The organism is Streptomyces sp. NPDC002324 (assembly GCF_053593335.1).
In genome coordinates, this window is sequence record NZ_JBSFCF010000050.1 from 43924 (window position 1) to 65529 (window position 21606).

16 protein-coding genes are annotated in these 21606 nt (G+C 71.3%); 13 read left to right on the forward strand and 3 right to left on the reverse strand.

All coding sequences use genetic code 11. The annotated features are described in order from the left end of the window. Nucleotides 1–57 precede the first annotated feature (57 nt). From ACWCRJ_RS39520 to ACWCRJ_RS39530, 3 genes are all read left to right on the forward strand, one after another. Nucleotides 58–462: a pyrophosphohydrolase domain-containing protein gene (locus ACWCRJ_RS39520; protein ID WP_005481485.1), complete on the forward strand. Its 405-nt coding sequence runs from the start codon at nucleotides 58–60 to the stop codon at nucleotides 460–462. Nucleotides 463–500: 38 nt separating this feature from the next. Next, entirely contained in the window at nucleotides 501–2024 is a 1524-nt protein-coding gene (gene miaB, locus ACWCRJ_RS39525) for a tRNA (N6-isopentenyl adenosine(37)-C2)-methylthiotransferase MiaB (protein ID WP_450943818.1), read from the forward strand. Nucleotides 2025–2194: 170 nt separating this feature from the next. Then, nucleotides 2195–2899 (forward strand): class III extradiol dioxygenase subunit B-like domain-containing protein, encoded by a 705-nt coding sequence (locus ACWCRJ_RS39530; RefSeq protein WP_450943819.1) that lies wholly within the window; start codon nucleotides 2195–2197, stop codon nucleotides 2897–2899. A gap of 64 nt (nucleotides 2900–2963) precedes the next feature. Here ACWCRJ_RS39530 and ACWCRJ_RS39535 read toward each other — a convergent pair whose 3' ends face one another. Together ACWCRJ_RS39535 and ACWCRJ_RS39540 are read right to left on the reverse strand one after the other, a co-directional pair. After that, a complete protein-coding gene (locus tag ACWCRJ_RS39535) occupies nucleotides 2964–3290 on the reverse strand; it encodes an antitoxin (RefSeq protein WP_450943820.1) in 327 nt (108 codons plus the stop codon). Nucleotides 3291–3314: 24 nt separating this feature from the next. Next, nucleotides 3315–3590 (reverse strand): hypothetical protein, encoded by a 276-nt coding sequence (locus ACWCRJ_RS39540; RefSeq protein ID WP_450943821.1) that lies wholly within the window; start codon nucleotides 3588–3590, stop codon nucleotides 3315–3317. Between the two features lie 181 nt (nucleotides 3591–3771). Between ACWCRJ_RS39540 and miaA the strand changes: the two genes are divergently transcribed. From miaA to hflX, 6 genes are all read left to right on the forward strand, one after another. Then, entirely contained in the window at nucleotides 3772–4710 is a 939-nt protein-coding gene (gene miaA / locus ACWCRJ_RS39545) for a tRNA (adenosine(37)-N6)-dimethylallyltransferase MiaA (protein ID WP_450943822.1), read from the forward strand. Nucleotides 4711–4812: 102 nt separating this feature from the next. Beyond that, nucleotides 4813–5343 carry a hypothetical protein gene (locus ACWCRJ_RS39550; protein ID WP_450943823.1) on the forward strand — a complete coding sequence of 177 codons (531 nt, stop codon included), beginning with the start codon at nucleotides 4813–4815 and terminating at the stop codon, nucleotides 5341–5343. Nucleotides 5344–5498: 155 nt separating this feature from the next. Continuing rightward, the gene (gene dapF / locus ACWCRJ_RS39555; RefSeq protein ID WP_450943824.1) at nucleotides 5499–6368 is read left to right on the forward strand and encodes a diaminopimelate epimerase; all 870 of its coding nucleotides are present in this window, start codon (nucleotides 5499–5501) and stop codon (nucleotides 6366–6368) included. 298 nt (nucleotides 6369–6666) lie between these two features. After that, nucleotides 6667–8820 (forward strand): RelA/SpoT family protein, encoded by a 2154-nt coding sequence (locus tag ACWCRJ_RS39560; protein WP_450943825.1) that lies wholly within the window; start codon nucleotides 6667–6669, stop codon nucleotides 8818–8820. Between the two features lie 125 nt (nucleotides 8821–8945). Beyond that, a complete protein-coding gene (locus tag ACWCRJ_RS39565; RefSeq protein WP_450943826.1) occupies nucleotides 8946–10442 on the forward strand; it encodes a M1 family metallopeptidase in 1497 nt (498 codons plus the stop codon). A 219-nt stretch (nucleotides 10443–10661) separates the two neighbouring features. Continuing rightward, nucleotides 10662–12158 (forward strand): GTPase HflX, encoded by a 1497-nt coding sequence (gene hflX / locus ACWCRJ_RS39570; RefSeq protein WP_450943827.1) that lies wholly within the window; start codon nucleotides 10662–10664, stop codon nucleotides 12156–12158. A gap of 278 nt (nucleotides 12159–12436) precedes the next feature. Here hflX and ACWCRJ_RS39575 read toward each other — a convergent pair whose 3' ends face one another. Further along, nucleotides 12437–13666 carry a trypsin-like serine peptidase gene (locus ACWCRJ_RS39575; protein WP_450943828.1) on the reverse strand — a complete coding sequence of 410 codons (1230 nt, stop codon included), beginning with the start codon at nucleotides 13664–13666 and terminating at the stop codon, nucleotides 12437–12439. A 427-nt stretch (nucleotides 13667–14093) separates the two neighbouring features. Between ACWCRJ_RS39575 and ACWCRJ_RS39580 the strand changes: the two genes are divergently transcribed. From ACWCRJ_RS39580 to ACWCRJ_RS39595, 4 genes are all read left to right on the forward strand, one after another. Further along, nucleotides 14094–15587: a diaminobutyrate--2-oxoglutarate transaminase family protein gene (locus ACWCRJ_RS39580; protein ID WP_450943829.1), complete on the forward strand. Its 1494-nt coding sequence runs from the start codon at nucleotides 14094–14096 to the stop codon at nucleotides 15585–15587. Nucleotides 15588–16258: 671 nt separating this feature from the next. After that, complete coding sequence (locus ACWCRJ_RS39585) at nucleotides 16259–18430, forward strand: IucA/IucC family protein (protein WP_450943830.1); 2172 nt, start codon at nucleotides 16259–16261, stop codon at nucleotides 18428–18430. 102 nt (nucleotides 18431–18532) lie between these two features. Further along, nucleotides 18533–19285, forward strand: coding sequence for a GNAT family N-acetyltransferase (locus ACWCRJ_RS39590; protein WP_450943831.1), 753 nt, complete (start codon nucleotides 18533–18535; stop codon nucleotides 19283–19285). A gap of 204 nt (nucleotides 19286–19489) precedes the next feature. Further along, the gene (locus ACWCRJ_RS39595; RefSeq protein ID WP_450943832.1) at nucleotides 19490–21490 is read left to right on the forward strand and encodes an ATP-dependent DNA helicase; all 2001 of its coding nucleotides are present in this window, start codon (nucleotides 19490–19492) and stop codon (nucleotides 21488–21490) included. Nucleotides 21491–21606: the final 116 nt, after the last annotated feature.

Genomic DNA, 21606 nt, shown 5'->3' on the forward strand with positions numbered 1-21606 from the left:
CCTCCGGACCTCCGGACCTCCGGACCTCCGGCGAAGCCGGGTCGATAGGGTCGCCGGATGAGTTCCTCTCCCGCTCACCTGGTCCGCGAGTTCCACCGGGCCTTCGGCCTCGACGCCCGGACCGCCCCCACCGAGGTGTCGCCCGAGCTGGCCGCCCACCGCGGCGAGCTGCTGGCCGAGGAGGCCGCGGAGGTGGCCGAGGTGGCGGTCGACGGCCCGCTCGACCGGCTGGCCCACGAGTTGGCCGACGTCGTGTACGTGGCCTACGGCACCGCCCTCGTCCACGGCATCGACCTCGACTCCGTCATCGCCGAGATCCACCGTTCCAACATGACCAAGCTGGGCCCCGACGGCCGCGTCGCCCGCCGGGACGACGGCAAGGTGCTCAAGGGGGACCACTACCGGGCGCCCGACGTGTCGGCGGTGCTGCGCCGACAGGGGTGGACCGGCGGAGCCGCCTGACAGACGAGCGCCCCCGGTCGCTGCCTTAGGCTTACGGAGTGACCAACAGCAGCGACCGGAGTCAGGCAGTGGGCGTCAAGACATACGAAGTACGTACTTATGGATGTCAAATGAACGTCCATGACTCCGAACGCCTGTCCGGACTTCTGGAGGACGCCGGATACGTCCGCGCACCCGAGGACGCGGGCGAGGGCAACGCCGACGTGGTCGTCTTCAACACCTGCGCCGTACGCGAGAACGCCGACAACCGCCTCTACGGCAACCTCGGCCGCCTCGCCCCGATGAAGACGGCCCGCCCCGGCATGCAGATCGCCGTCGGCGGGTGTCTGGCCCAGAAGGACCGGGACACCATCGTCAAGAAGGCACCCTGGGTGGACGTCGTCTTCGGCACGCACAACATCGGCAAGCTCCCCGTCCTGCTGGAGCGCGCCCGCGTCCAGGACGAGGCACAGGTCGAGATCGCCGAATCCCTGGAGGCCTTCCCCTCCACGCTGCCGACCCGCCGCGAGAGCGCCTACGCCGCCTGGGTCTCCATCTCCGTCGGCTGCAACAACACCTGCACGTTCTGCATCGTCCCGGCCCTGCGCGGCAAGGAGAAGGACCGCCGTACCGGCGACATCCTCGCCGAGATCGAGGCCCTGGTCGCCGAGGGCGTCTCCGAGATCACCCTGCTCGGCCAGAACGTGAACGCGTACGGCTCCGACATCGGCGACCGCGAGGCGTTCAGCAAGCTGCTGCGGGCCTGCGGAAAGATCGAAGGCCTGGAACGCGTCCGGTTCACCTCGCCCCACCCCCGTGACTTCACCGACGACGTGATCGCCGCGATGGCCGAGACCCCGAACGTGATGCCGCAGCTGCACATGCCGCTCCAGTCCGGCTCGGACACGGTTCTCAAGGCCATGCGCCGCTCGTACCGCCAGGAGCGCTACCTCGGGATCATCGAGAAGGTCCGCGCCTCCATCCCGCACGCGGCCATCACCACCGACATCATCGTGGGCTTCCCCGGCGAGACCGAGGAGGACTTCGAGCAGACGATGCACGTGGTCCGTGAGGCCCGCTTCACCCAGGCCTTCACCTTCCAGTACTCCAAGCGCCCCGGCACGCCCGCCGCCACGATGGAGAATCAGATCCCCAAGCAGGTCGTGCAGGCCCGGTACGAGCGCCTCGTCGCCCTCCAGGAGGAGATCTCCTGGGACGAGAACAAGAAACAGGTCGGCCGCACCCTGGAACTGATGGTCGCCGAGGGCGAGGGCCGCAAGGACGGCGCCACCCACCGCCTCTCCGGCCGCGCCGCCGACAACCGCCTGGTCCACTTCACCAAGCCCGACCAGGAGGTCCGCCCCGGTGACGTCGTGACCGTGGAGATCACGTACGCCGCCCCGCACCACCTGCTTGCCGAGGGCGCCGTCCTCGACGTGCGCCGCACGAGGGCGGGCGACGCATGGGAGAAGCGGAACGCCGCGCCCGCGCAGACGCCTGCGGGTGTGATGCTGGGGCTGCCCAAGATCGGGGTTCCGGAGCCCCTGCCGGTGGCGGCCACGGGTGGGTGCGGCAGCCACTGAGCGGCCTCGGGTCCCAGGCTCCGTAGACGCTTCGTAGGCGTCCGGCCCTGCCGCGCCCCGGGCTCCGGGCGGCACGGCTGCCTCCGCGCTCCCGGGCGGCACGGCTGCCCAGCGCCCGTCGGGGCGGCACGGCTGCCCCCACGTCCGTCGCGGAAGTTACCCTGCGGATCATGCTTGTAGCCGCTGCCGTGTGCCCCTGCCCCCCGCTGCTCGTGCCGGACCTCGCCGCGGGAGCCGCTCCCGAGCTGGACCCCGCGCGGGACGCCTGCGCGGACGCGCTCGGGGTGCTCGCCGCCGCTCGGCCCGACCGGCTGGCCGTCGTGGGCCCCGGCGGGCGGAACGCGACGTATCCGGAAGGGGCGCGCGGCTCCTTCCGGGGCTTCGGCGTGGATCTGGACGTCCGGCTGGGACGAGGGGCGGGGGACTCGCCGGCCGAGCTGCCCGCCTCCCTCGCCGTGGCCGCCTGGCTGCTCCACCGCACCGGCTGGGCCGAGGCTCCCGTGGAAGGGCTCGGCGTGGCGGAACCGCTCCCCGTCGAGCGGTGTGTCCAGGCCGGCCGGGACATCGCCGGGACGGCCGGGCGGGTGGCCCTGCTGGTGATGGGCGACGGCAGCGCGTGCCGGACGCTGAAGGCTCCGGGATATCTGGACGACCGTGCGGCCGGCTTCGACGCGGAGATCGCCCGTGCGCTCGGCGCCGCCGACATCGCGGCCCTTCGGGCGCTGGACGACGGTCTCGCGCGCGAGCTGATGGTCTCCGGCCGTGCCCCCTGGCAGATCCTGGCCGGCGCCGCCGAGAGCGCGGATCTGGGCGGCAGCCTGCTGTACGACGACGCGCCGTACGGGGTGGGCTACCTGGTTGCGGCCTGGTCGTAGGCCGGACACGGCGGACGGCCGGGAGCGCGAGGCACTCCGCGGCCGTCCGACGATGTGAAGGTGTTCAGGAAGCCGGTGGCGGTGGTGTGGCGCCGCCGCCCGGAGGCGGGGGCGTGGGGCCACTGGCCGCGGGCGGGGTGGTGCGCCCACCGCCCGTCGGCGAGGACGTCCCGCCCCCGTCGTCATGGTGCGCGAGTCGGTCCATGGCGTGCTTCGCCTTGCCCGTGCCCGACTGGATCCGGCCGCTGTACTTGCCCTTGGTCTTCTTGTCGACCGTGTGCGCGGCCTTGTCGAGACCGTGATGGATCTTGTCCTCGTGCTTCTGTGCGAGGTGCGAGACCTTGTCCGTGGCCGGGGAGAGTTTGGATTTCAAATTATCCAGCAGACCCATGGTTCACCTTTCCGCGCGGGGCAGTCATTTGCGGGCGCCCTCACCGGCCTCGTTGTCGGCCGCCTGGTCGGCGGTCTGCTGCTTGGGGATCTCCACGTCGTCCGCCGCCTCGACGGTTTCCGCCGCCTGCTCGACGGACTCGTCCGCGGTCGCGGCCTCCGGTTCGGGCTGGACGGCCTCGGTGGATCCCTTCGCCTCGTCCGACTTCTCCGCCTCGGTCTCGGCGCTCGGCGCGGATGTCGTCACGACGGCCTCGTCCGCGTCCTTCGCCTTGCGCCGGAACAGTGAGAAAACGCCCATCTCAACCTCAATGCTAATCATGCGGGCTAATTCCCGCGCTCTCCCGGAGCGTCCCATTGCGTCATCCGGGCCGCCGGAACTCGCCTCCGGCGCTTCGAACTCGCAACACGCAACGACCCCGGCTGCCTCGCGTCACGTAGCTCGTTCGAGAAGAGGTGCCGACATTTGCGAGACTGGGGCGGTGAGTAGCGCAGTTCCCCCTTCGCGGGTCATCGCCGTCGTCGGACCGACCGCGGCCGGAAAGTCCGATCTGGGCGTCTTCCTCGCCCGGAGCCTCGGCGGCGAGGTCGTCAACGCCGACTCCATGCAGCTCTACCGGGGGATGGACATCGGCACCGCCAAGCTGACCCCGCAGGAGCGCGACGGAGTCCCGCACCACCTCCTGGACATCTGGGACGTCACGGCCGCCGCCAGCGTCGCCGAGTACCAGCGGCTCGCCCGCGCACGCATCGACGCCCTGCTCGCCGAGGGCCGCTGGCCGATCCTCGTGGGCGGCTCGGGGCTGTACGTCAGGGGGGCCGTCGACCACCTGGAGTTTCCCGGCACCGACCCCGAGGTCCGGGCCCGTCTGGAGGAGGAGCTGCTCCTGCGCGGGTCCGGCGCGTTGCACGCCCGGCTGGCCGCCGCCGACCCCGAGGCCGCCCAGGCGATCCTGCCGAGCAACGGCCGCCGGATCGTGCGCGCCCTCGAAGTGATCGAGATCACCGGAAAGCCGTTCACGGCGAATCTTCCGGGCCATGACTCGGTCTACGACACCGTCCAGATCGGTGTCGACGTGGCGCGTCCCGAACTCGACGAGCGCATCGCCCGCCGAGTCGACCGCATGTGGGACGCCGGTCTGGTCGAGGAAGTGCGCGCCCTGGAGGCGCAGGGGTTGCGTGCGGGGCGCACCGCGTCGCGTGCGCTCGGCTACCAGCAGGTCCTCGCGGCGCTGGCCGGGCAGTGCACCATGGACGAGGCGCGAGCCGAGACCGTGCGTGCCACCAAGCGCTTCGCGCGCCGCCAGGATTCATGGTTCAGACGCGACCCGCGGGTGCATTGGCTCAAGGGGGGCCTCGCCGACCTGACGGAACTCCCGCAGCTCGCACTGGCGTTGATCGAACGACCGGTCACAGCCTGATCACGTCATGGCATCGGGTCGCCCCGGCGGTCATCCCGGCCTCCGGGGGCGTGCCATCATCGAGCTTCGATCGACCAAGTGGAGTCCGAGTTGGGAGGGCGCGTGGCGATGGAGGCCGGCCCTCGCGACACCGCACACGGCGCGGAGCACGACGCCGCGGAGGACGCGGATCAGCTGGTTACCGAGGGGTACGCACTGGATCCCGACGACGACCCGCTGAGCCCCGACGGTCCCGACGACCAGGCTCCCGGTGGTGTGAGCGACGACGGACCGGAACCGGACGAGATGACCGGGCCGGAGGTCGAGGTCGAGCTGCGCCCCCAGCGCAGGCTGCGGCTCTGGCAGCTCGCGCCCATCGTGGGTCTCGCCGCGGTCGGCTCCCTGATGTTCGCCTTCCCGCTCGCCTTCGAGTTCGGTGACGGCGGCGCCGTCGTCGCCATGCTCGGCCTGCTGATCTGCGCCACCGCGGCCGGCTGGGGCATGATGGCCGCCCGCCGCGTCGGTTACACGTGGCCCGGACTGCCCGCCCGCGGCTCCGGCCGCCGCCCGGACTGGCGGATGGCACTGCTCTACATCCTGATCGTGGCCGCCGTCGTGGTCCTGGCCGTGTGGCGGGTGGCGCGGCTCCGCTAGCGGGTGCGGCGAAAGTCCTGTGCGGCGCCCGGTGACGGGCACGCCACCATGGGGACACACCGCTCCGTCGCGCGAGCACCGCCCGCCCGCGCTCCACGCAGGCACCCTCGTCCTGCGTCGCTCATGACACCACCGTGCTCCCGTACGATCGAGGAATGAGCACGCGGATCGCCTTCCTCAAGGGGCACGGGACCGAGAACGACTTCGTGATCGTCCCGGATCCCGAGAACGCCATCGACCTCTCCCCGGCCGCCGTCGCGGCCCTCTGCGACCGCCGCGCGGGCATCGGGGGCGACGGTGTGCTGCACGTCGTACGGTCCGCCGCGCACCCCGAGGCCAAGGATCTGGCGGCCGACGCGGAGTGGTTCATGGACTACCGCAACGGCGACGGGTCGATCGCCGAGATGTGCGGGAACGGCGTCCGCGTCTTCGCCCGCTACCTCCTGCACGCCGGTCATGTCACCGAGGGCGACCTCACCGTCGCCACGCGCGGGGGTGTGAAGAAGGTCCACATCGACAAGGACGGTGACGTCACGGTCGGCATGGGGGGCGCGCGCCTCCCGGAGGGCGACGTCACGGTGAGCGTCGGCGAGCACAGTTGGCCCGCGCGCAACGTGAACATGGGCAACCCGCACGCCGTCGCCTTCGTGGACGACCTCGCGCAGGCGGGCGACCTGCTCTCCCCGCCGCCCTTCAGCCCCGCCTCGGCCTACCCGGACGGCGTCAACGTCGAGTTCGTCGTCGACCGGGGCCCCCGGCACGTGGCGATGCGCGTCCACGAGCGCGGCTCCGGCGAGACGCGCTCCTGCGGCACCGGCGCGTGTGCCGTCGCCGTGGCCGCCGCCCGCAGGGACGGGGCGGACCCCGCCGTCACCGGCGCTCCGGCGACCTACACCGTCGAGGTGCCCGGCGGCACGCTGGTGATCACCGAACGACCCGACGGCGAGATCGAGATGACCGGGCCCGCGGTGATCGTCGCCGAGGGCGAGATCGATGCCAAGTGGCTGGAAACAGTGGCGCGTTGAGGTGTGGTAGGGCTTGAATCGGCGGCCTCCGGAGGGCGGACGTCGTCAACATCCAAGCCCGCCGTACGTCCAGAGGTGCGAATCCATGGTGCACTCCGGGTGGGGTGGCTCGAAACCGCAAACCGTGGAGTCTTCCCTCTAATGGGTGATCCGTTTCACGCTCGGCGAGAGGCGGTCGGACGGGCGTGATGGGCTCGGTAGCATCAAGCACCGGCACGGACGGGGGAACGACACGATCCCCTGAGCCGCCGCACGCCATGGGGCACCCGTCCGCCGGTCCACGCAGCCGGAGGTGCCCATGAGCGCGGAGGCCACGAACCCCGCCGTATCGCCCGCCCCTGCGCCGCCACCAGCGCACCGCAGGAAGGGCCGACCTCGTATCGACCTGCGCCGTCTGGGCCGCGCCGCACTTCTGGGCCCGACGACACGCGACCGGTTGCCCGACGCGATCGGCCATGTCGCCGACGCGCACCGCGCCCACCACCCCGACGCCGACCTCGAACCGCTGCGCCGGGCGTACGTCCTCGCCGAGTCCTCGCATCGCGGCCAGATGCGCAAGAGCGGCGAGCCGTACATCACCCACCCCCTCGCCGTGACCCTGATCCTCGCCGAACTGGGCGCGGAGACCACGACCTTGACGGCCTCTCTGCTCCACGACACCGTCGAGGACACGGATGTGACCCTCGATCAGGTGCGCGAGGAGTTCGGCGAGGAGGTGCGGTACATCGTCGACGGCGTCACCAAGTTGGAGAAGGTGGACTACGGAGCCGCCGCCGAGCCCGAGACCTTCCGCAAGATGCTCGTCGCCACCGGCAACGACGTCCGGGTGATGTCGATCAAACTCGCCGACCGGCTGCACAACATGCGCACCCTCGGCGTGATGCGTCCCGAGAAGCAGGAACGCATCGCCAAGGTCACCAAGGACGTTCTGATCCCGCTCGCCGAACGGCTCGGCGTCCAGGCGCTCAAGACCGAGCTGGAGGACCTCGTCTTCGCGATCCTCCACCCCGAGGAGTACGCGCACACCCGCGAACTCATCACGGAGAACGCGGCGCGCGAGAGCGACCCGCTCGCGGAGATCTCCGACGAGGTGCGCGGCGTCCTGCGCGAGGCCGGCATCCAGGCCGAAGTACTCATAAGGCCGCGCCACTTCGTCTCACTGCACCGGGTCTCGCGAAAGCGCGGACAGCTGCGCGGCTCCGACTTCGGCCGGCTCCTGGTCCTCGTAGGCGAGGACGCCGACTGCTACGCGGTCCTCGGCGAACTGCACACCTGTCTGACGCCCGTGGTCTCGGAGTTCAAGGACTTCATCGCCGTACCGAAGTTCAACCTCTACCAGTCGCTGCACACCGCCGTCGCCCGCGCCGACGGTCAGGTCGCCGAAGTCCTCATCCGCACCCACCAGATGCACAAGGTCGCCGAGGCCGGCGTCATCGCGCTGGGCAATCCCTACGCCGCCCCCGCGGAGGAGCAGACCGACGGGGAGGGCGAGCGCATCGACCCCACCCGCCCCGGCTGGCTCTCCCGGCTCCTCGACTGGCAGGAGGCGGCACCGGACGCGGACATGTTCTGGTCCACCCTGCGCGAGGACCTCGCCCAGGACCGCGAGATCACCGTCTTCCGGCCCGACGGGGGCACGTTGGGGCTCCCCGAGGGCGCCAGTTGCGTGGACGCGGCGTACGCGCAGTACGGCGAGGACGCGCACGCCTGCATCGGCGCCCGCGTCAACGGCCGCCTGGTGAGACTGAGCACCGTCCTGAAGGACGGCGACACCGTCCAGCTCCTCATGGGCCAGGACCCGGCCTCCGAGCCCTCCAGGGAGTGGCTGGAGCACGCCCACACGCCCGGCGCGCGCATCGCCATCCAGCGCTGGCTCGCCACCCATCCCGCCCCCGCCACCGAGGAGGGGCACGAGGAGCACGACGACGCGCGCAAGGACGGGACACCGGCCCTGCGCCCCGCCATCGACGAGCCCGCCGCCACCTCCGACACCGTCGGTGCCGTGGTCGTCGTCGACAGGCCCGGGGCGGCGGTACGTCTCGCCGGCTGCTGTACGCCCGTACCGCCCGACGAGGTCACCGGCTTCGCCGTCCGCGGGGGAGTGGTGACCGTGCACCGCGTCGCCTGCCCCGCCGTCACCCGCATGAAGAACCTCGGGCGCCCGGAGATCGAGGTGCGCTGGGGGGACACCACCGAGTTCCGGGTCACCCTCGTCGCCGAGTCCTTCCAGCGGCCCCACCTGCTCGCCGACCTCACCGAGGCCATCGCCCTGGAGGGCGTCGCCATCGTCTCCGCCACCGTCGAGCCGCCGACCCAGCAGCGCGTCCGCCACACCTACACGCTTCAACTTCCGGACGCCGCCCACCTCCCCGACCTGATGCGGGCCATGCGGAACGTACCCGGCGTGTACGACGTGGGCCGGGCCCAGCACCAGGCGGCGGCCGCCCAGTGACCACCGCGCGGACGGGCCGTGACCCCCGGGGGTGAAGGCGGCCCGGCGGACGGCCGGCCGCTCGTTCGGGTGGGACCGCTGCGCGTCGGCCGCGCACGGTGCGGGCGCGCTGGTAGCGGTGGTCCATGCCGCTCATCCCACGCTCCAGGAGCCGCCGCGTCCAGGCCGCGCTGCTCGCCTCCGCCGTCTCCGTCTGTCTGATCGCCGCGAGCGCCCCTACGCCCGCCGTGCCCCTCGGCGTCGGCGACCGCCTCTTCCCGCACCTCGGCAACCCCGGATACGACGTGCGGTCGTACGACCTCTCCTTCAGCTACCCCGGCAGCAACCGGGAGCCGCTCACGGCCGTCACCACGATCGACGCCCGGACGACCTCCCGTCTGGAACGGGTCAACCTCGACTTCTCGCACGGCAAGGTCGGCTCCGTCGAGGTCGACGGGGAACCCGCCGCCTTCACCAGCGCGGGCGAGGATCTGGTGATCACACCCTCGGAGCCGCTCCCCGAGGGCAGCCGCACCCGCATCACCGTGCGGCACACCAGCGACCCCGTGTACACGGGGAGCGAGGAGGGCGGCTGGCTGCAGACCGCCGACGGGCTCGCGATGGCCAACCAGGCCGACGCGGCGCACGTGGTGTTCCCGTGCAACGACCACCCCTCCGACAAGGCCATGTTCACCGTCCGCGTCACCGTGCCCGACGGCTACACGGCCGTCTCCAACGGCCTCGCCACCGGCACGGACCGCGCCGCCGGAACCACCACCTGGACCTACCGCACCCAGCACCCCATGGCCACCGAACTGGCCCAGGTCTCCATCGGCCGCTCCGCGGTCCTGCGCCGGACCGGACCGCACGGCCTGCCCGTGCGCGACGTCGTCCCCGCGAAGGACCGCGAGAAGCTCGAACCGTGGCTCAGGAAGACCCCCGCCCAGATCGAGTGGATGGAGGACAGGGTCGGCCCGTACCCCTTCGAGACGTACGGCGTGCTGATCGCCGAGGCGCAGACCGGGTTCGAGCTGGAGACGCAGACCCTCTCCCTCTTCGAGCGCGAGCTGTTCGTCCGGCCCGAGTACCCGAAGTGGTACGTCGAGTCGATCATGGTGCACGAGCTGGCCCACCAGTGGTTCGGCAACAGCGTCAGCCCCCGCACCTGGTCCGACCTGTGGCTCAACGAGGGACACGCCACCTGGTACGAGGCCCTGTACGCCGAGGAGGTCGCGGGCAGGACGCTGGAGGCGCGGATGAAGGCCGCGTACGGCGCCTCCGACCGCTGGCGGACCGCCGGGGGCCCACCCGCCGCACCCAAGGAGGCCAAGGACGGCCAGAAGATCGGCATCTTCCGGGCCAACGTCTACGACGGGGCCGCGCTCTTCCTCTACGCCCTGCGCCAGGAGATCGGCGCCCCCGCCTTCGACCGGCTGCAGCGGGCCTGGGTCACCGTCCACCGGGACGGTGTCGCCTCGACCGCCGACTTCCGGGACCTCGCCTCCGTGATCGCCGGACGCGACCTGGGCCAGTTCTTCCACGCCTGGCTGTACGAGGTGCGGACGCCGCCGATGCCGGGCCACCCCGACTGGAAGTCGGCCCCGGCGCCGGCCCCGGCGTCGGCGACGCCGGCGAAGGGGTAGCCGGGACCAAGTCGGGGTGTGGCCTCGGTACGGGGGTGTGGCCCGCCCCGGTATGGACGGGAAATAACCCGGGTGACGAGACGGGGCGTACCGTGCGACCATCTTCGGGTCGGCGACGGGGGAATCTCCCGGAAGCCCCGGGCGTTGTCACCCTTGACAGGTCGCGATCCGTTTTCGTGATCCGCCGCCCTTCGGTATCCCTATCGACGTAAGGACCCAATGACCTCCTCTTCTTCCCCTTCCCAGGCCGCACAGAGCGCCTTCGCGCAGAACAACCCCGAGAATCTTCGGGCCGATGCCCTGATGGAAGAGGACGTCGCCTGGAGCTTCGAGATCGACGGAGAGCGGGACGGCGACCAGTTCGACCGCTCCGACCGCGCGGCTCTGCGCCGTGTCGCGGGCCTCTCCACCGAACTCGAGGACGTCACCGAGGTCGAGTACCGCCAGCTCCGCCTGGAGCGCGTCGTACTCGTCGGTGTCTGGACCACGGGAACCGTGCGGGACGCGGAGAACTCGCTGGCCGAGCTGGCCGCCCTCGCGGAGACCGCGGGCGCGCTCGTGCTCGACGGCGTGATCCAGCGCCGCGACAAGCCGGACGCGGCCACCTACATCGGCTCCGGCAAGGCCAACGAGCTGCGGGACGTCGTCCTCGACTCGGGCGCGGACACCGTCATCTGCGACGGTGAACTGAGCCCCGGCCAGCTCATCCATCTCGAAGACGTCGTCAAGGTCAAGGTCATCGACCGTACGGCCCTGATCCTCGACATCTTCGCCCAGCACGCCAAGTCCCGTGAGGGCAAGGCGCAGGTCGCGCTCGCGCAGATGCAGTACATGCTGCCGAGGCTCCGCGGCTGGGGTCAGTCACTGTCCCGTCAGATGGGCGGTGGCAAGGGCGGTGGCCTCGCCACCCGTGGTCCCGGTGAGACCAAGATCGAGACGGACCGCCGACGGATCCGCGAGAAGATGGCGAAGATGCGCCGGGAGATCGCGGAGATGAAGACCGGCCGCGAGATCAAGCGTCAGGAGCGCCGCCGGAACAAGGTGCCTTCGGTCGCCATCGCCGGTTACACCAACGCCGGCAAGTCCTCCCTGCTCAACCGCCTCACGGGCGCGGGTGTGCTGGTGGAGAACGCCCTGTTCGCGACCCTCGACCCGACCGTGCGCCGGGCTGAGACCCCGAGCGGGCGGCTGTACACGCTGGCGGACACGGTCGGCTTCGTACGCCACCTGCCGCACCACCTCGTCGAGGCGTTCCGCTCCACGATGGAGGAGGTCGGTGACGCCGACCTGATCCTGCACGTGGTCGACGGCTCGCACCCCGCGCCGGAGGAGCAGCTCGCCGCCGTGCGCGAGGTCATCCGTGACGTGGGCGCGACCAAGGTCCCCGAGATCGTGGTGATCAACAAGGCGGACGCGGCCGACCCGCTGACGCTGCAGCGGCTGCTGCGGGTCGAGAAGCGCTCCATCGCGGTCTCGGCCCGATCCGGCCAGGGCATCGCGGAACTCCTCGCCCTGATCGACAACGAACTGCCGCGTCCCTCGGTCGAGATCGAGGCGCTCGTGCCGTACACCCACGGCAAGCTCGTCGCCCGCACCCACACCGAGGGCGAGGTGATCTCCGAGGAGCACACCCCGGAGGGCACCCTGCTCAAGGCCCGGGTGCACGAGGAGCTGGCGGCCGACTTGGCGCCGTACGTCCCGGCGGCGACGCTTTGATCGTCTGAGGTCCGACCGTTCGCCTGCGGGTGTCGGGTGCGGGTGCGTGGGATTGCTCGCGCAGTTTCCCCGGGCAGTTCCCCGCGCCCCTGCTTTCAGGGGAGCGGGGTCGTCGCCTTCCGGGCCCGCAGGCCTGGTCTTGCAGGGGCGCGGGGAATCGCGCGAGAAGCCCCACCGAACCCGCAACCGCAACGCGACCCGAAGGCCCGCCCCCCTCCGCCAAGGGGGGCGGGCCTTCGGCATGCGAGCGTGACGCTGCCGTCAGCGCCTGCCCGGCGTCACCGCGCGAACTTGTCACTCACCGCCTGGTACACACCCTCGGCCTCCTTGCCCAGCCTCGGCCCCGCCAGCCAGCCGGCGCTCGCCGGACCGATGGAGGTGTTGGACACCAGCGCGGGCTGCCCGTCCGAACCGGTCGCCACCCAGCCGCCGCCGGACGAACCGCCGGTCATGGAGCAGCCGATGCGGTACATCGTCGGGTCGGACTCGACGAGCGAGAACCGGCCGGGCTTGTCCTGGCACTGGTACATCGTCTCGCCGTCGTACGGAGCCCCGGCCGGGTACCCCGTCGCCGTGATGCTCTTCACCTGCGGCACGGCCGGCGCGTCGAAGTCCACCGGCAGGGCCGAACCGACCATCTCCTCCAGCGACTTGCCCCCGCTGCCCTCCTCCGGCGTCACATGGATCACCGCGAAGTCGTACGGCGCACCGTCACCGCCCGTCTGACCGCCCTGCTCGATCCACTGGTCCGAGGTCTGCGCCCAGTCACCCCACCAGACCCCGTACGGAGCGACCTCCTCCTTGGTGGCGGTCGCTCGCTCCGACGCCGACCTGCCACTGTCGTTGTACGAGGGCACGAAGGCGATGTTGCGGTACCAGCCGCCCGCCTTTCCGGCGTGCACGCAGTGGCCGGCCGTCCACACCATGTTGGACTTGCCCGGGTTGGCCGGGTCCTGGACCACGGTCGCCGAGCAGACCATGGTGCCTTCGGGCGCGTCGAAGAACACCTTGCCCGCCTCGGGGACGTTCGCGTGGTACTTCGCCGACACCGCCGTGGCGTCGACGGGCCGCGGCGTCGGGTCGGTCACGCCCTGGTCACCGGTGAGATCGCTCTCGTCGACCTCCTTCTCCGGCTCCTCGGCGTCCCGCATCCGATCCGGGTCCCACAGGTCCTCGATGATCGGGTTGACGTAGTCCTCGGCCTCGCGCAGCCAGTCGTCCTTGTTCCAGTTCTTCCAGGCACCGCCCCGCCACTTGTCGAGATCGATCCCGTGTTCCTTGAGCTTGTCCTTGATGTCGTCCGGAATCCGGATCTTGCCGTCGCCCGCGCTGCCGCTGTCCTGCGCGGACGCCGACGCGTCGGCGTTGGCCGTGGTGTCACCCGAACCGCACGCGGTGGCGGTCAAGGACAGAACCGTGGCAAGGCCGACCGCGGCCACGACGGGGGAGGTTCTGCGGCGCGTGCTCCTCCCACGACGAGCGGTGAAGAGCGGTCGTATGGGTCGCATGGTCTGAACTCCCCCTGGGGCGTGTGAGAACTCTGTGCTGCCGAAGCGGATCGCGCACGGTCATCCGCGCGCCACCGCCTCCTTGTACGTAAGCGACACGGCATCGCGCGGCTCCGTACCTCGGTTTCTTCGTACGTAGTCGTCCTACGAGGTCGTCCCACGTGGTCGTCCTACGTGATCGCCGTACGCAGTAGCCGTACGCGCGGCTCGCCACGAATCCCGCCGAGCCGCGTCCTGCGGAACGGCACCACACACTATGCGGTCGTTGTGGGGGACATCCGATGGAACGGCAACGGTTCCGTCACGGCAAGGATCTTCGTCCCACCCGCTTCCCCGTGCGAGTCCCGTCGTTGGTAGGTGCGGGGGACCCGCCGGTGCTCGGTGACCCCTGCCAACTCGCCTTCGAACAGCGGGAGGAAGTGCAGTCGTGGCGGTGACCGAGTCTGCGGTGACGCCGGTGGGGCGTGAGCCCGAGCGCGCGCGTTCGGGACACGAGGACGAACGGGCGCGCACACGACGGGAACACGCCGGCGCGCGCTCGACGCACGAGGGGATCCTGCGGCGGCAGACCGCCCGAGAGTCGGCGGCGCGCACCTACGCGCGCGCCCTGCCCATCGTGCCCGTGCGCGCACGCGGGCTGACCATCGAGGGCGCCGACGGCCGCCGCTATCTCGACTGCCTGTCCGGCGCGGGCACCCTCGCCCTCGGCCACAACCACCCGGTCGTCCTCGAAGCCATCCGGAAGGTGCTCGACTCGGGCGCTCCGTTGCACGTCCTCGACCTGGCCACTCCGGTCAAGGACGCCTTCACCACCGAGCTGTTCCGTACCCTTCCCCCGGGGCTCGCGGACCGCGCCCGCGTCCAGTTCTGCGGACCCGCCGGCACGGACGCGGTCGAGGTGGCCGTCACCCTGGTCCGGGCGGCGACCGGACGCACGGGAATGCTCGCCTTCACCGGTGCCCACCACGGCGCGACTGCCGAGGCACCGGAGGCGTCCGGAGGCGTCCACGACGCACGGGTGACACGTCTGCCCTACCCCCAGGACTACCGCTGTCCCTTCGGTGTCGGCGGTGCACGCGGTGCCGAACTCGCCTCCCGCTGGACCGAGTCGGTCCTCGACGACGTCACGTCCGGCGTACCGCGGCCCGCGGGCATGATCCTCGAACCGGTGCAGGGTGAGGGCGGTGTCAACCCGGCGCCGGACGACTGGCTTCGCCGTATGCGTGAGATCACCGCCGCGCGCTCGATCCCGCTGATCGCCGACGAGATCCACACCGGTGTGGGCCGCACCGGCCGGTTCTGGGCCGTCGAGCACAGCGGCGTCGTCCCCGATGTGATGGTCCTGTCCAAGGCCATCGGTGGCAGCCTCCCGCTGGCCCTCGTGGTCTACCGCGACGACCTCGATGTCTGGCGACCGGGCGCCCACACGGGCGCCTTCCGCGGCAACCAGCTGGCCATGGCCGCCGGAACCGCCACCCTCGCCCACGTCCGGGAGAACGGCCTCGCCGCACGTGCCGACTCTCTCGGCGCCCGCATGCTCACCCAACTCCGTGGCCTCGCCGACCACTTCGCCTGCGTCGGCGATGTACGAGGACGGGGGCTGATGCTCGGCATCGAGATGGTCACCCCGGGAGCCTCCTTTCCCTCCGGCGACCCGGGCCCGCCCCCGCCCGCCCCCAGCCTCGCCGCCGCGGTCCAGCGCGAGTGCCTTCGCCGTGGCCTGATCGTCGAACTCGGCGGCCGCCACGCCGGCGTCGTCCGCCTCCTCCCGCCTCTCACGATCACCGACGAACAGGCGGACGCCGTACTCGACCGTTTGACGGACGCGATCGCTTCGGTAGCGGCCGCCGCCGAGGACCGCGTCCCGGTGAGCCGGCAGCCCGAACAAGCCGGAGGCCCCGCAGACCCGCCCGGCGGCTGAGCACCGAGTCCACGCGCCACTCCGCCCGATACAGCCCCCACCTCGTCCGCGAACCAGCCACGCACCCCAGGCACCGGCCCGCCCGGCCACCACCCCCAGACTCCACCGAAAGAGCCCCGGAAACACCATCGCCTCGCCTCCCTCCACAGCCCGCCGTCCGCACCACCTTCCACCTCCGCACAAGCACCCGGTCCCGCTCGACCGCACACGCCCGCGACTGCCCTCCCGCACGAGCAACCCCAGGAACCGCCTTGAAGCCGCCGCCAGCCCCCGAGGCCCGCACCCACGATCACGACACGAACAACCGCACTCCCCTCACCCCTGGCCAGCCCGGCGACGAACAGTCGCCCGCTCATGTGGAAACGAGGTCCGACCAGGTCGGACCGGGGTTCGGGCAGGTCGCACCGGGGTTCGGGCAGGTCGAGCCGAAGTCCGACCTCGCCGCCCTGGGCTCCGGCCAGACCACCGTGGGCTTCGGCACGGCCGCCCCGGGCGCGGGCTCGGCCGCCCCGGCACACGGCCAGGCTCATCGAGGGGCCGCTCCGGTCGGGCAGCGGCTCGGGCAACCTGAACCGGGATCCGGTCACGCTGAGCCCTTGTCCGGCCAGGCCGAACCAACGCCGTGCCGCACCGAGCCGGAACCCTGGCGAGACGAGCCGCTTCCGTACCCCGTGGCTCCGGTCCCTCGCCAAGCTGCGCCCACTCGCACACCGGTCCCACCACGTGTCGACCGGCTTCAACCGGCCCCCGGCCAGGCCGACGAAGCCCGCACCAGCGAGTCGCCGGACAGCCCCCTCACCGACCCTCTGCTCCACCCCGACCCGCACACCGCGGCCCAAGCCGCAGCGATCGAGAATCTCCTGCGCTGCTGGGTACGCGAGCACGACCTCACCTCCCCCCACGACGGCACCCTCCGCATCCCCCTCCCCACAAGCGCCACGGCGCTCCTCGCCCCCGTGCGCTACTGGTCCCTCAGCGGCTGGCACCGCTTCGGTCCGCCACGCCTCGCCGACACCCCCGAGAGCCCATCCCTTCTCGACGCGGCGAAAGTGGCGGCTCTGCTGGTCGGTGAGGCGACGGCGCGAGGCCCGCTCAGGACGGACACGCACGAGCCCCGACCCACAGCGACGCACGCCCCCACCACACCCCCATGCCCCACGAGCGGCCCGGAGAGCACCGATGCGCTCACCCGGCTCGACCATCCACACGGGCCCTCCCACCGGCCCGCCCCCGTCGACCGGCCCGGCCGATCCGGACAGTTCGACCAGCCCGATCAGCTCGACCCACTCGATCTGGTCGGACGAGTCGCCGACTCCACCCGACGCGTCGCCATGTTCATCGCCGAGCGCCGGGTCGGGCCCGCCGACGGTCCGGGCCGATTCCTCGCTGCCGAGCAGGCTCTCGTCCTCGGCCACCCCCTGCATCCGACCCCGAAAAGCCGGGAGGGCCTCTCGGAGCTCGAAGCGCGGTTCTACTCACCGGAGTTGCGTGGCTCCTTTCCCCTGCATTGGTTGGCGATCGCCCCCTCGGTCATGTCGGCCGACTCGGCATGGACCGAGCGCGGTCGTGCTGTCCGCGCCGAACAGCTGACCGCTCGGCTGGCAGGTCCGGGACTGCCACTGCCGGAAGGCCATGGCGCCCTGCCCGTGCACCCCTGGCAACTTCGCGAGATCCGCCGTCGCCCGGCCGTCGCCGCTCTGTTCGACGCCGGCCTGCTCAAGGACCTGGGACCGCACGGCGACCCATGGCACCCCACCTCCTCCGTTCGCACCGTTCACCGCAATCACGCCCCCGCGATGCTGAAGCTCTCGCTGGGCCTGCGCATCACCAACTCCTGTCGCGAGAACCTCCGCAAGGAACTGCACCGCGGTGTCGAGGTCCACCGCCTGCTCCGCACCGGCCTGACCGCGCAGTGGCAGGCGTCCCACCCCCGGTTCGACATCGTCCGTGACCCGGCGTGGCTGGGCGTCACCGCACCGGACGGCGGCCCCTTGCCCGGCCTGGACGTGATCGTCCGGCACAACCCGTTCGGCCCGACGGACGACGTGGCCTGTGTCGCGGGGCTCGTCTCACCGAGGCCGTACCCCCATGCCGAGTGGCGAGCCCCCCACTGCGCGGACCATCGCGGTACGCAACACGACAGCTCCGAGGGGCATCAGCCGCAGTACCCCGTCAACACCCTCCGGCAGGGCCCCGACACCGCTCAGGAAAAGCACCTCACCGTCGGGTCGCGACTCGCCGATGTCGTGACCCGCCTCGCCGGACGCATCGGCCGGCCCCGAGGAGCCGTCGTCGTCGAGTGGTTCCTGCGCTATCTGGAACAGGTCGTGCGGCCCGTGCTGTGGCTGGACGGCGAGGCAGGGATCGCCCTCGAAGCCCACCAGCAGAACACGCTCGTCCTGCTGGACCCGGACGGCTGGCCCATCGGTGGCCGGTACCGCGACAACCAGGGCTACTACTTCCGCGAGTCCCGCCGCGCGGATCTCGCAGCCCGACTGCCCGGCATCGGCGAGCGCAGCGACACCTTCGTCTCCGACGAGGTAGCCGACGAACGGTTCGCCTACTACCTCGGCATCAACAACGTGCTCGGCCTGATCGGTGCGTTCGGCTCGCAACGCCTCGGGGACGAGCGACTGCTGCTGGCCGCCTTCCGCCGCTTCCTCTCGCACGCGGCCACCGGCCCCGGCCGAATGAACACCACCCTGCCGGCCCGGCTGCTCGACTCACCTGTTCTGCGTTGCAAAGCCAACCTCCTGACCCGCCTGCATGGCCTCGACGAACTCGTCGGCCCCGTCGACAGTCAGTCCGTCTACGTCACCATCGCCAACCCCCTCCATCGCTGACCGGGCCGTTCGCCGCTGTGCGGCCCCGCTCGGCTTCGTCATCCCGACTCCCTCCGGCCCCGAGGAACATGACCCACCCGATCTCCTGAGAGGAACGTCGCCGTGGCTCCCACCGACGCGAGCACCGACGCGAGCACCGACACCGGCCCAGCCTCGGCCTCGGCGAACAATGAGGACACGCTCGAACTGCGCCTGCCCGACGACTTCCTCGCCCTGCTGTCCGAGGACGGCGGCGCGCGCGGCGGTGAGACCGAACCGGCGCACCAAGGCCCCCGGGCCGACGGCGAACTGCTCGACCACCTCGCCGACTGGGGGCCGGTCGTCACCCCCGCAGGCACCCTGCACCTGGTCCCTGTTCGCCTCGCACGGGAGCTCCCGCTGATCTCCCGCTGGATGAACGACTCGACCGTGGCCTCCTACTGGCAGCTCGCCGGACCCGAGGACGTGACCGCGGACCACGTCCGCACCCAGCTCTCCGGTGACGGCCGCAGCGTGCCCTGTCTCGGAATGCTGGACGGCACCCCCATGAGCTACTGGGAGATCTACCGGGCAGACCTCGACCCCATCGCCCGCCATTACCCCGCCCGTCCCCACGACACGGGAGTCCACCTCCTCATCGGACCCGTGGCCGACCGGGGGCGGGGTCTGGGAACCACCCTGCTCCGCGCCGTGGCCGATCTCGTCCTCGACAGAAGACCTTCCTGCGCCCGCGTCGTGGCGGAACCCGACCTTCGCAACTTTCCCTCCGTCTCCGCGTTCCTGAGCGCCGGTTTTCGGTTCTCCGCAGAGGTCGACCTGCCCGACAAGCGGGCCGCCCTCATGATCAGAGACCGGCTCCTTCGCGATCTGATGTAGATCCGATGTGGATCTCCTGTGACGCCGTCACTTTTGGTACACCGCCCGCGCCGGTCCGGTTCCCGATCACCGTCGACGAGATGTCCCGCCTTCGAGAATCCGCCTGGCCCGACGAAGAGAAACGGCCTTGATCCCGCACCTCACGCCCCGTGCTTCCGCCTGGATAACCCGTTTGTCAGTGGTGAGCCGTAGGGTGGTCGCGCTATGACGAAGCCCTCACTCCACGAACTCCTGCACGCCGCCGTCGCCGCTGTCGGCGGTATGGAGCGCCCCGGCCAGGTGACCATGGCCGAAGCCGTCGCGGAGGCGATCGACGACGGCTCCCATCTGCTGGTCCAGGCGGGCACCGGTACCGGAAAGTCGCTCGGTTACCTGGTGCCCGCACTCGCGCAGGGAGAGCGCGTCGTCGTGGCGACGGCGACTCTGGCGCTGCAGCGCCAGCTCGTGGAGCGGGACCTGCCGAGAACGGTCGACGCGCTGCACCCTCTGCTGCGCCGCCGCCCCGAGTTCGCGATGCTCAAGGGCCGGTCGAACTACCTGTGCCTGCACCGCCTGAACGAAGGCGTGCCCCAGGACGAGGAGGAGGGCCTCTTCGACCAGTTCGAGGCGGCCGCACCCTCCAGCAGGCTGGGCCAGGACCTGCTGCGGCTGCGGGACTGGTCGCAGGAGACCGAGACCGGCGATCGTGACGACCTCACCCCGGGCGTCTCCGACCGGGCGTGGGCTCAGATCTCCGTGTCGTCCCGGGAGTGTCTGGGGGCATCGAAGTGCGCGTACGGCGCCGAGTGCTTCGCCGAGATGGCCCGGGAGCGGGCCAAGCTGGCCGAAGTGGTCGTCACCAATCACGCGCTGCTCGCGATCGACGCCATCGAGGGGGCGCCGGTCCTCCCGCAGCACGAGGTGCTGATCGTGGACGAGGCGCACGAACTCGTGTCACGGGTGACCGGCGTGGCGACCGGCGAGCTCACCCCGGGCCAGGTCAACCGTGCTGTGAAGCGGGCGGCGAAGCTCGTCAACGAGAAGGCCGCCGACCAGCTCCAGACCGCCGCCGAGGGGTTCGAGAGGGTCATGGAGCTGGCTCTGCCGGGCCGTCTGGAGGAGGTCCCCGAGGATCTGGCCTACGTCCTCATGGCGTTGCGTGACGCCGCCCGCACGGTGATCTCGGCGATCGGCAGCACGCGCGACAAGTCCGTCCAGGACGAGGACGCCGTGCGCAAGCAGGCGCTGGCGGCCGTGGAGAGCGTGCACGACGTGGCGGAGCGGATCAGCAACGGCTCCGAGTGGGACGTCGTCTGGTACGAACGCCATGACCGGTTCGGCGCGTCCCTGCGCGTCGCCCCGATGTCCGTGTCGGGTCTCCTCCGGGAGAAACTCTTCGCGGACCGTTCGGTCACCCTGACCTCGGCCACGCTCAAGCTGGGCGGCGACTTCAACGGCGTCGGCGCTTCACTGGGTCTGGCGCCGGAGGGCACCGAGGGGGACGACCTTCCGCAGTGGAAGGGAGTGGACGTCGGATCGCCGTTCGACTACCCGAGACAGGGCATCCTCTACGTCGCCAAGCATCTGTCGCGCCCCGCGCGGGACGGCGACCGGGCGGACATGCTGGACGAGCTCACCGAGCTGATCCAGGCGGCGGGCGGCCGGACCCTCGGTCTGTTCTCCTCGATGCGGGCCGCCCAACTGGCGGCGGAGGAACTGCGGGTCCGGATCCCCGAGTACCCGATCCTGCTCCAGGGCGAGGAGACGCTCGGCGAGCTGATCAAGGGCTTCGCGGCCGACCCGAAGACCTGTCTCTTCGGCACGCTGTCGCTCTGGCAGGGCGTCGACGTGCCGGGTCCCAGCTGTCAGCTGGTCGTCATGGACAAGATTCCCTTCCCGCGCCCCGACGACCCCTTGATGAGTGCCCGGCAGAAGGCCGTCGAGGAGGCGGGCGGCAACGGCTTCATGGCCGTCGCCGCCACCCACGCGGCCCTGCTGATGGCCCAGGGGGCCGGCCGCCTCGTACGGGCGCAGGGAGACCGTGGCGTGGTCGCCGTACTGGATCAGCGGCTGGCGACCGCGCGGTACGGCAGCTACCTGAAGGCGTCACTGCCCGACTTCTGGTACACGACGGACCGTAACCAGGCCCGTAGGTCGCTCGCCGCTATCGACAGCGCGGCGAAGGCCAAGGAAGCGGGGGTGGAAGCCGAGACGGCGGAAGCGTGACGAACGGTCGGGGGGGGGGGGGGGGCCCGCGTGGCCGGGCGCGGGGGCGTGGGGGGGGCTGGTCGCGCAGTTCCCCGGGCCCCTGAAAAGCAGGGCTGCGGGAGCTGGGTCTTCAG

What these genes read in the sequence shown, in the direction of transcription:
- ACWCRJ_RS39520 (WP_005481485.1), top strand. Translation starts at nt 58, where the DNA reads ATGAGTTCCTCTCCCGCTCACCTGGTCCGCGAGTTCCACCGGGCCTTC.
- ACWCRJ_RS39530 (WP_450943819.1), top strand. Translation starts at nt 2,195, where the DNA reads ATGCTTGTAGCCGCTGCCGTGTGCCCCTGCCCCCCGCTGCTCGTGCCG.
- ACWCRJ_RS39535 (WP_450943820.1), bottom strand. Translation starts at nt 3,290, where the DNA reads ATGGGTCTGCTGGATAATTTGAAATCCAAACTCTCCCCGGCCACGGAC.
- ACWCRJ_RS39540 (WP_450943821.1), bottom strand. Translation starts at nt 3,590, where the DNA reads ATGGGCGTTTTCTCACTGTTCCGGCGCAAGGCGAAGGACGCGGACGAG.
- dapF (WP_450943824.1), top strand. Translation starts at nt 5,499, where the DNA reads ATGAGCACGCGGATCGCCTTCCTCAAGGGGCACGGGACCGAGAACGAC.
- ACWCRJ_RS39560 (WP_450943825.1), top strand. Translation starts at nt 6,667, where the DNA reads ATGAGCGCGGAGGCCACGAACCCCGCCGTATCGCCCGCCCCTGCGCCG.
- ACWCRJ_RS39565 (WP_450943826.1), top strand. Translation starts at nt 8,946, where the DNA reads ATGCCGCTCATCCCACGCTCCAGGAGCCGCCGCGTCCAGGCCGCGCTG.
- hflX (WP_450943827.1), top strand. Translation starts at nt 10,662, where the DNA reads ATGACCTCCTCTTCTTCCCCTTCCCAGGCCGCACAGAGCGCCTTCGCG.
- ACWCRJ_RS39575 (WP_450943828.1), bottom strand. Translation starts at nt 13,666, where the DNA reads ATGCGACCCATACGACCGCTCTTCACCGCTCGTCGTGGGAGGAGCACG.
- ACWCRJ_RS39595 (WP_450943832.1), top strand. Translation starts at nt 19,490, where the DNA reads ATGACGAAGCCCTCACTCCACGAACTCCTGCACGCCGCCGTCGCCGCT.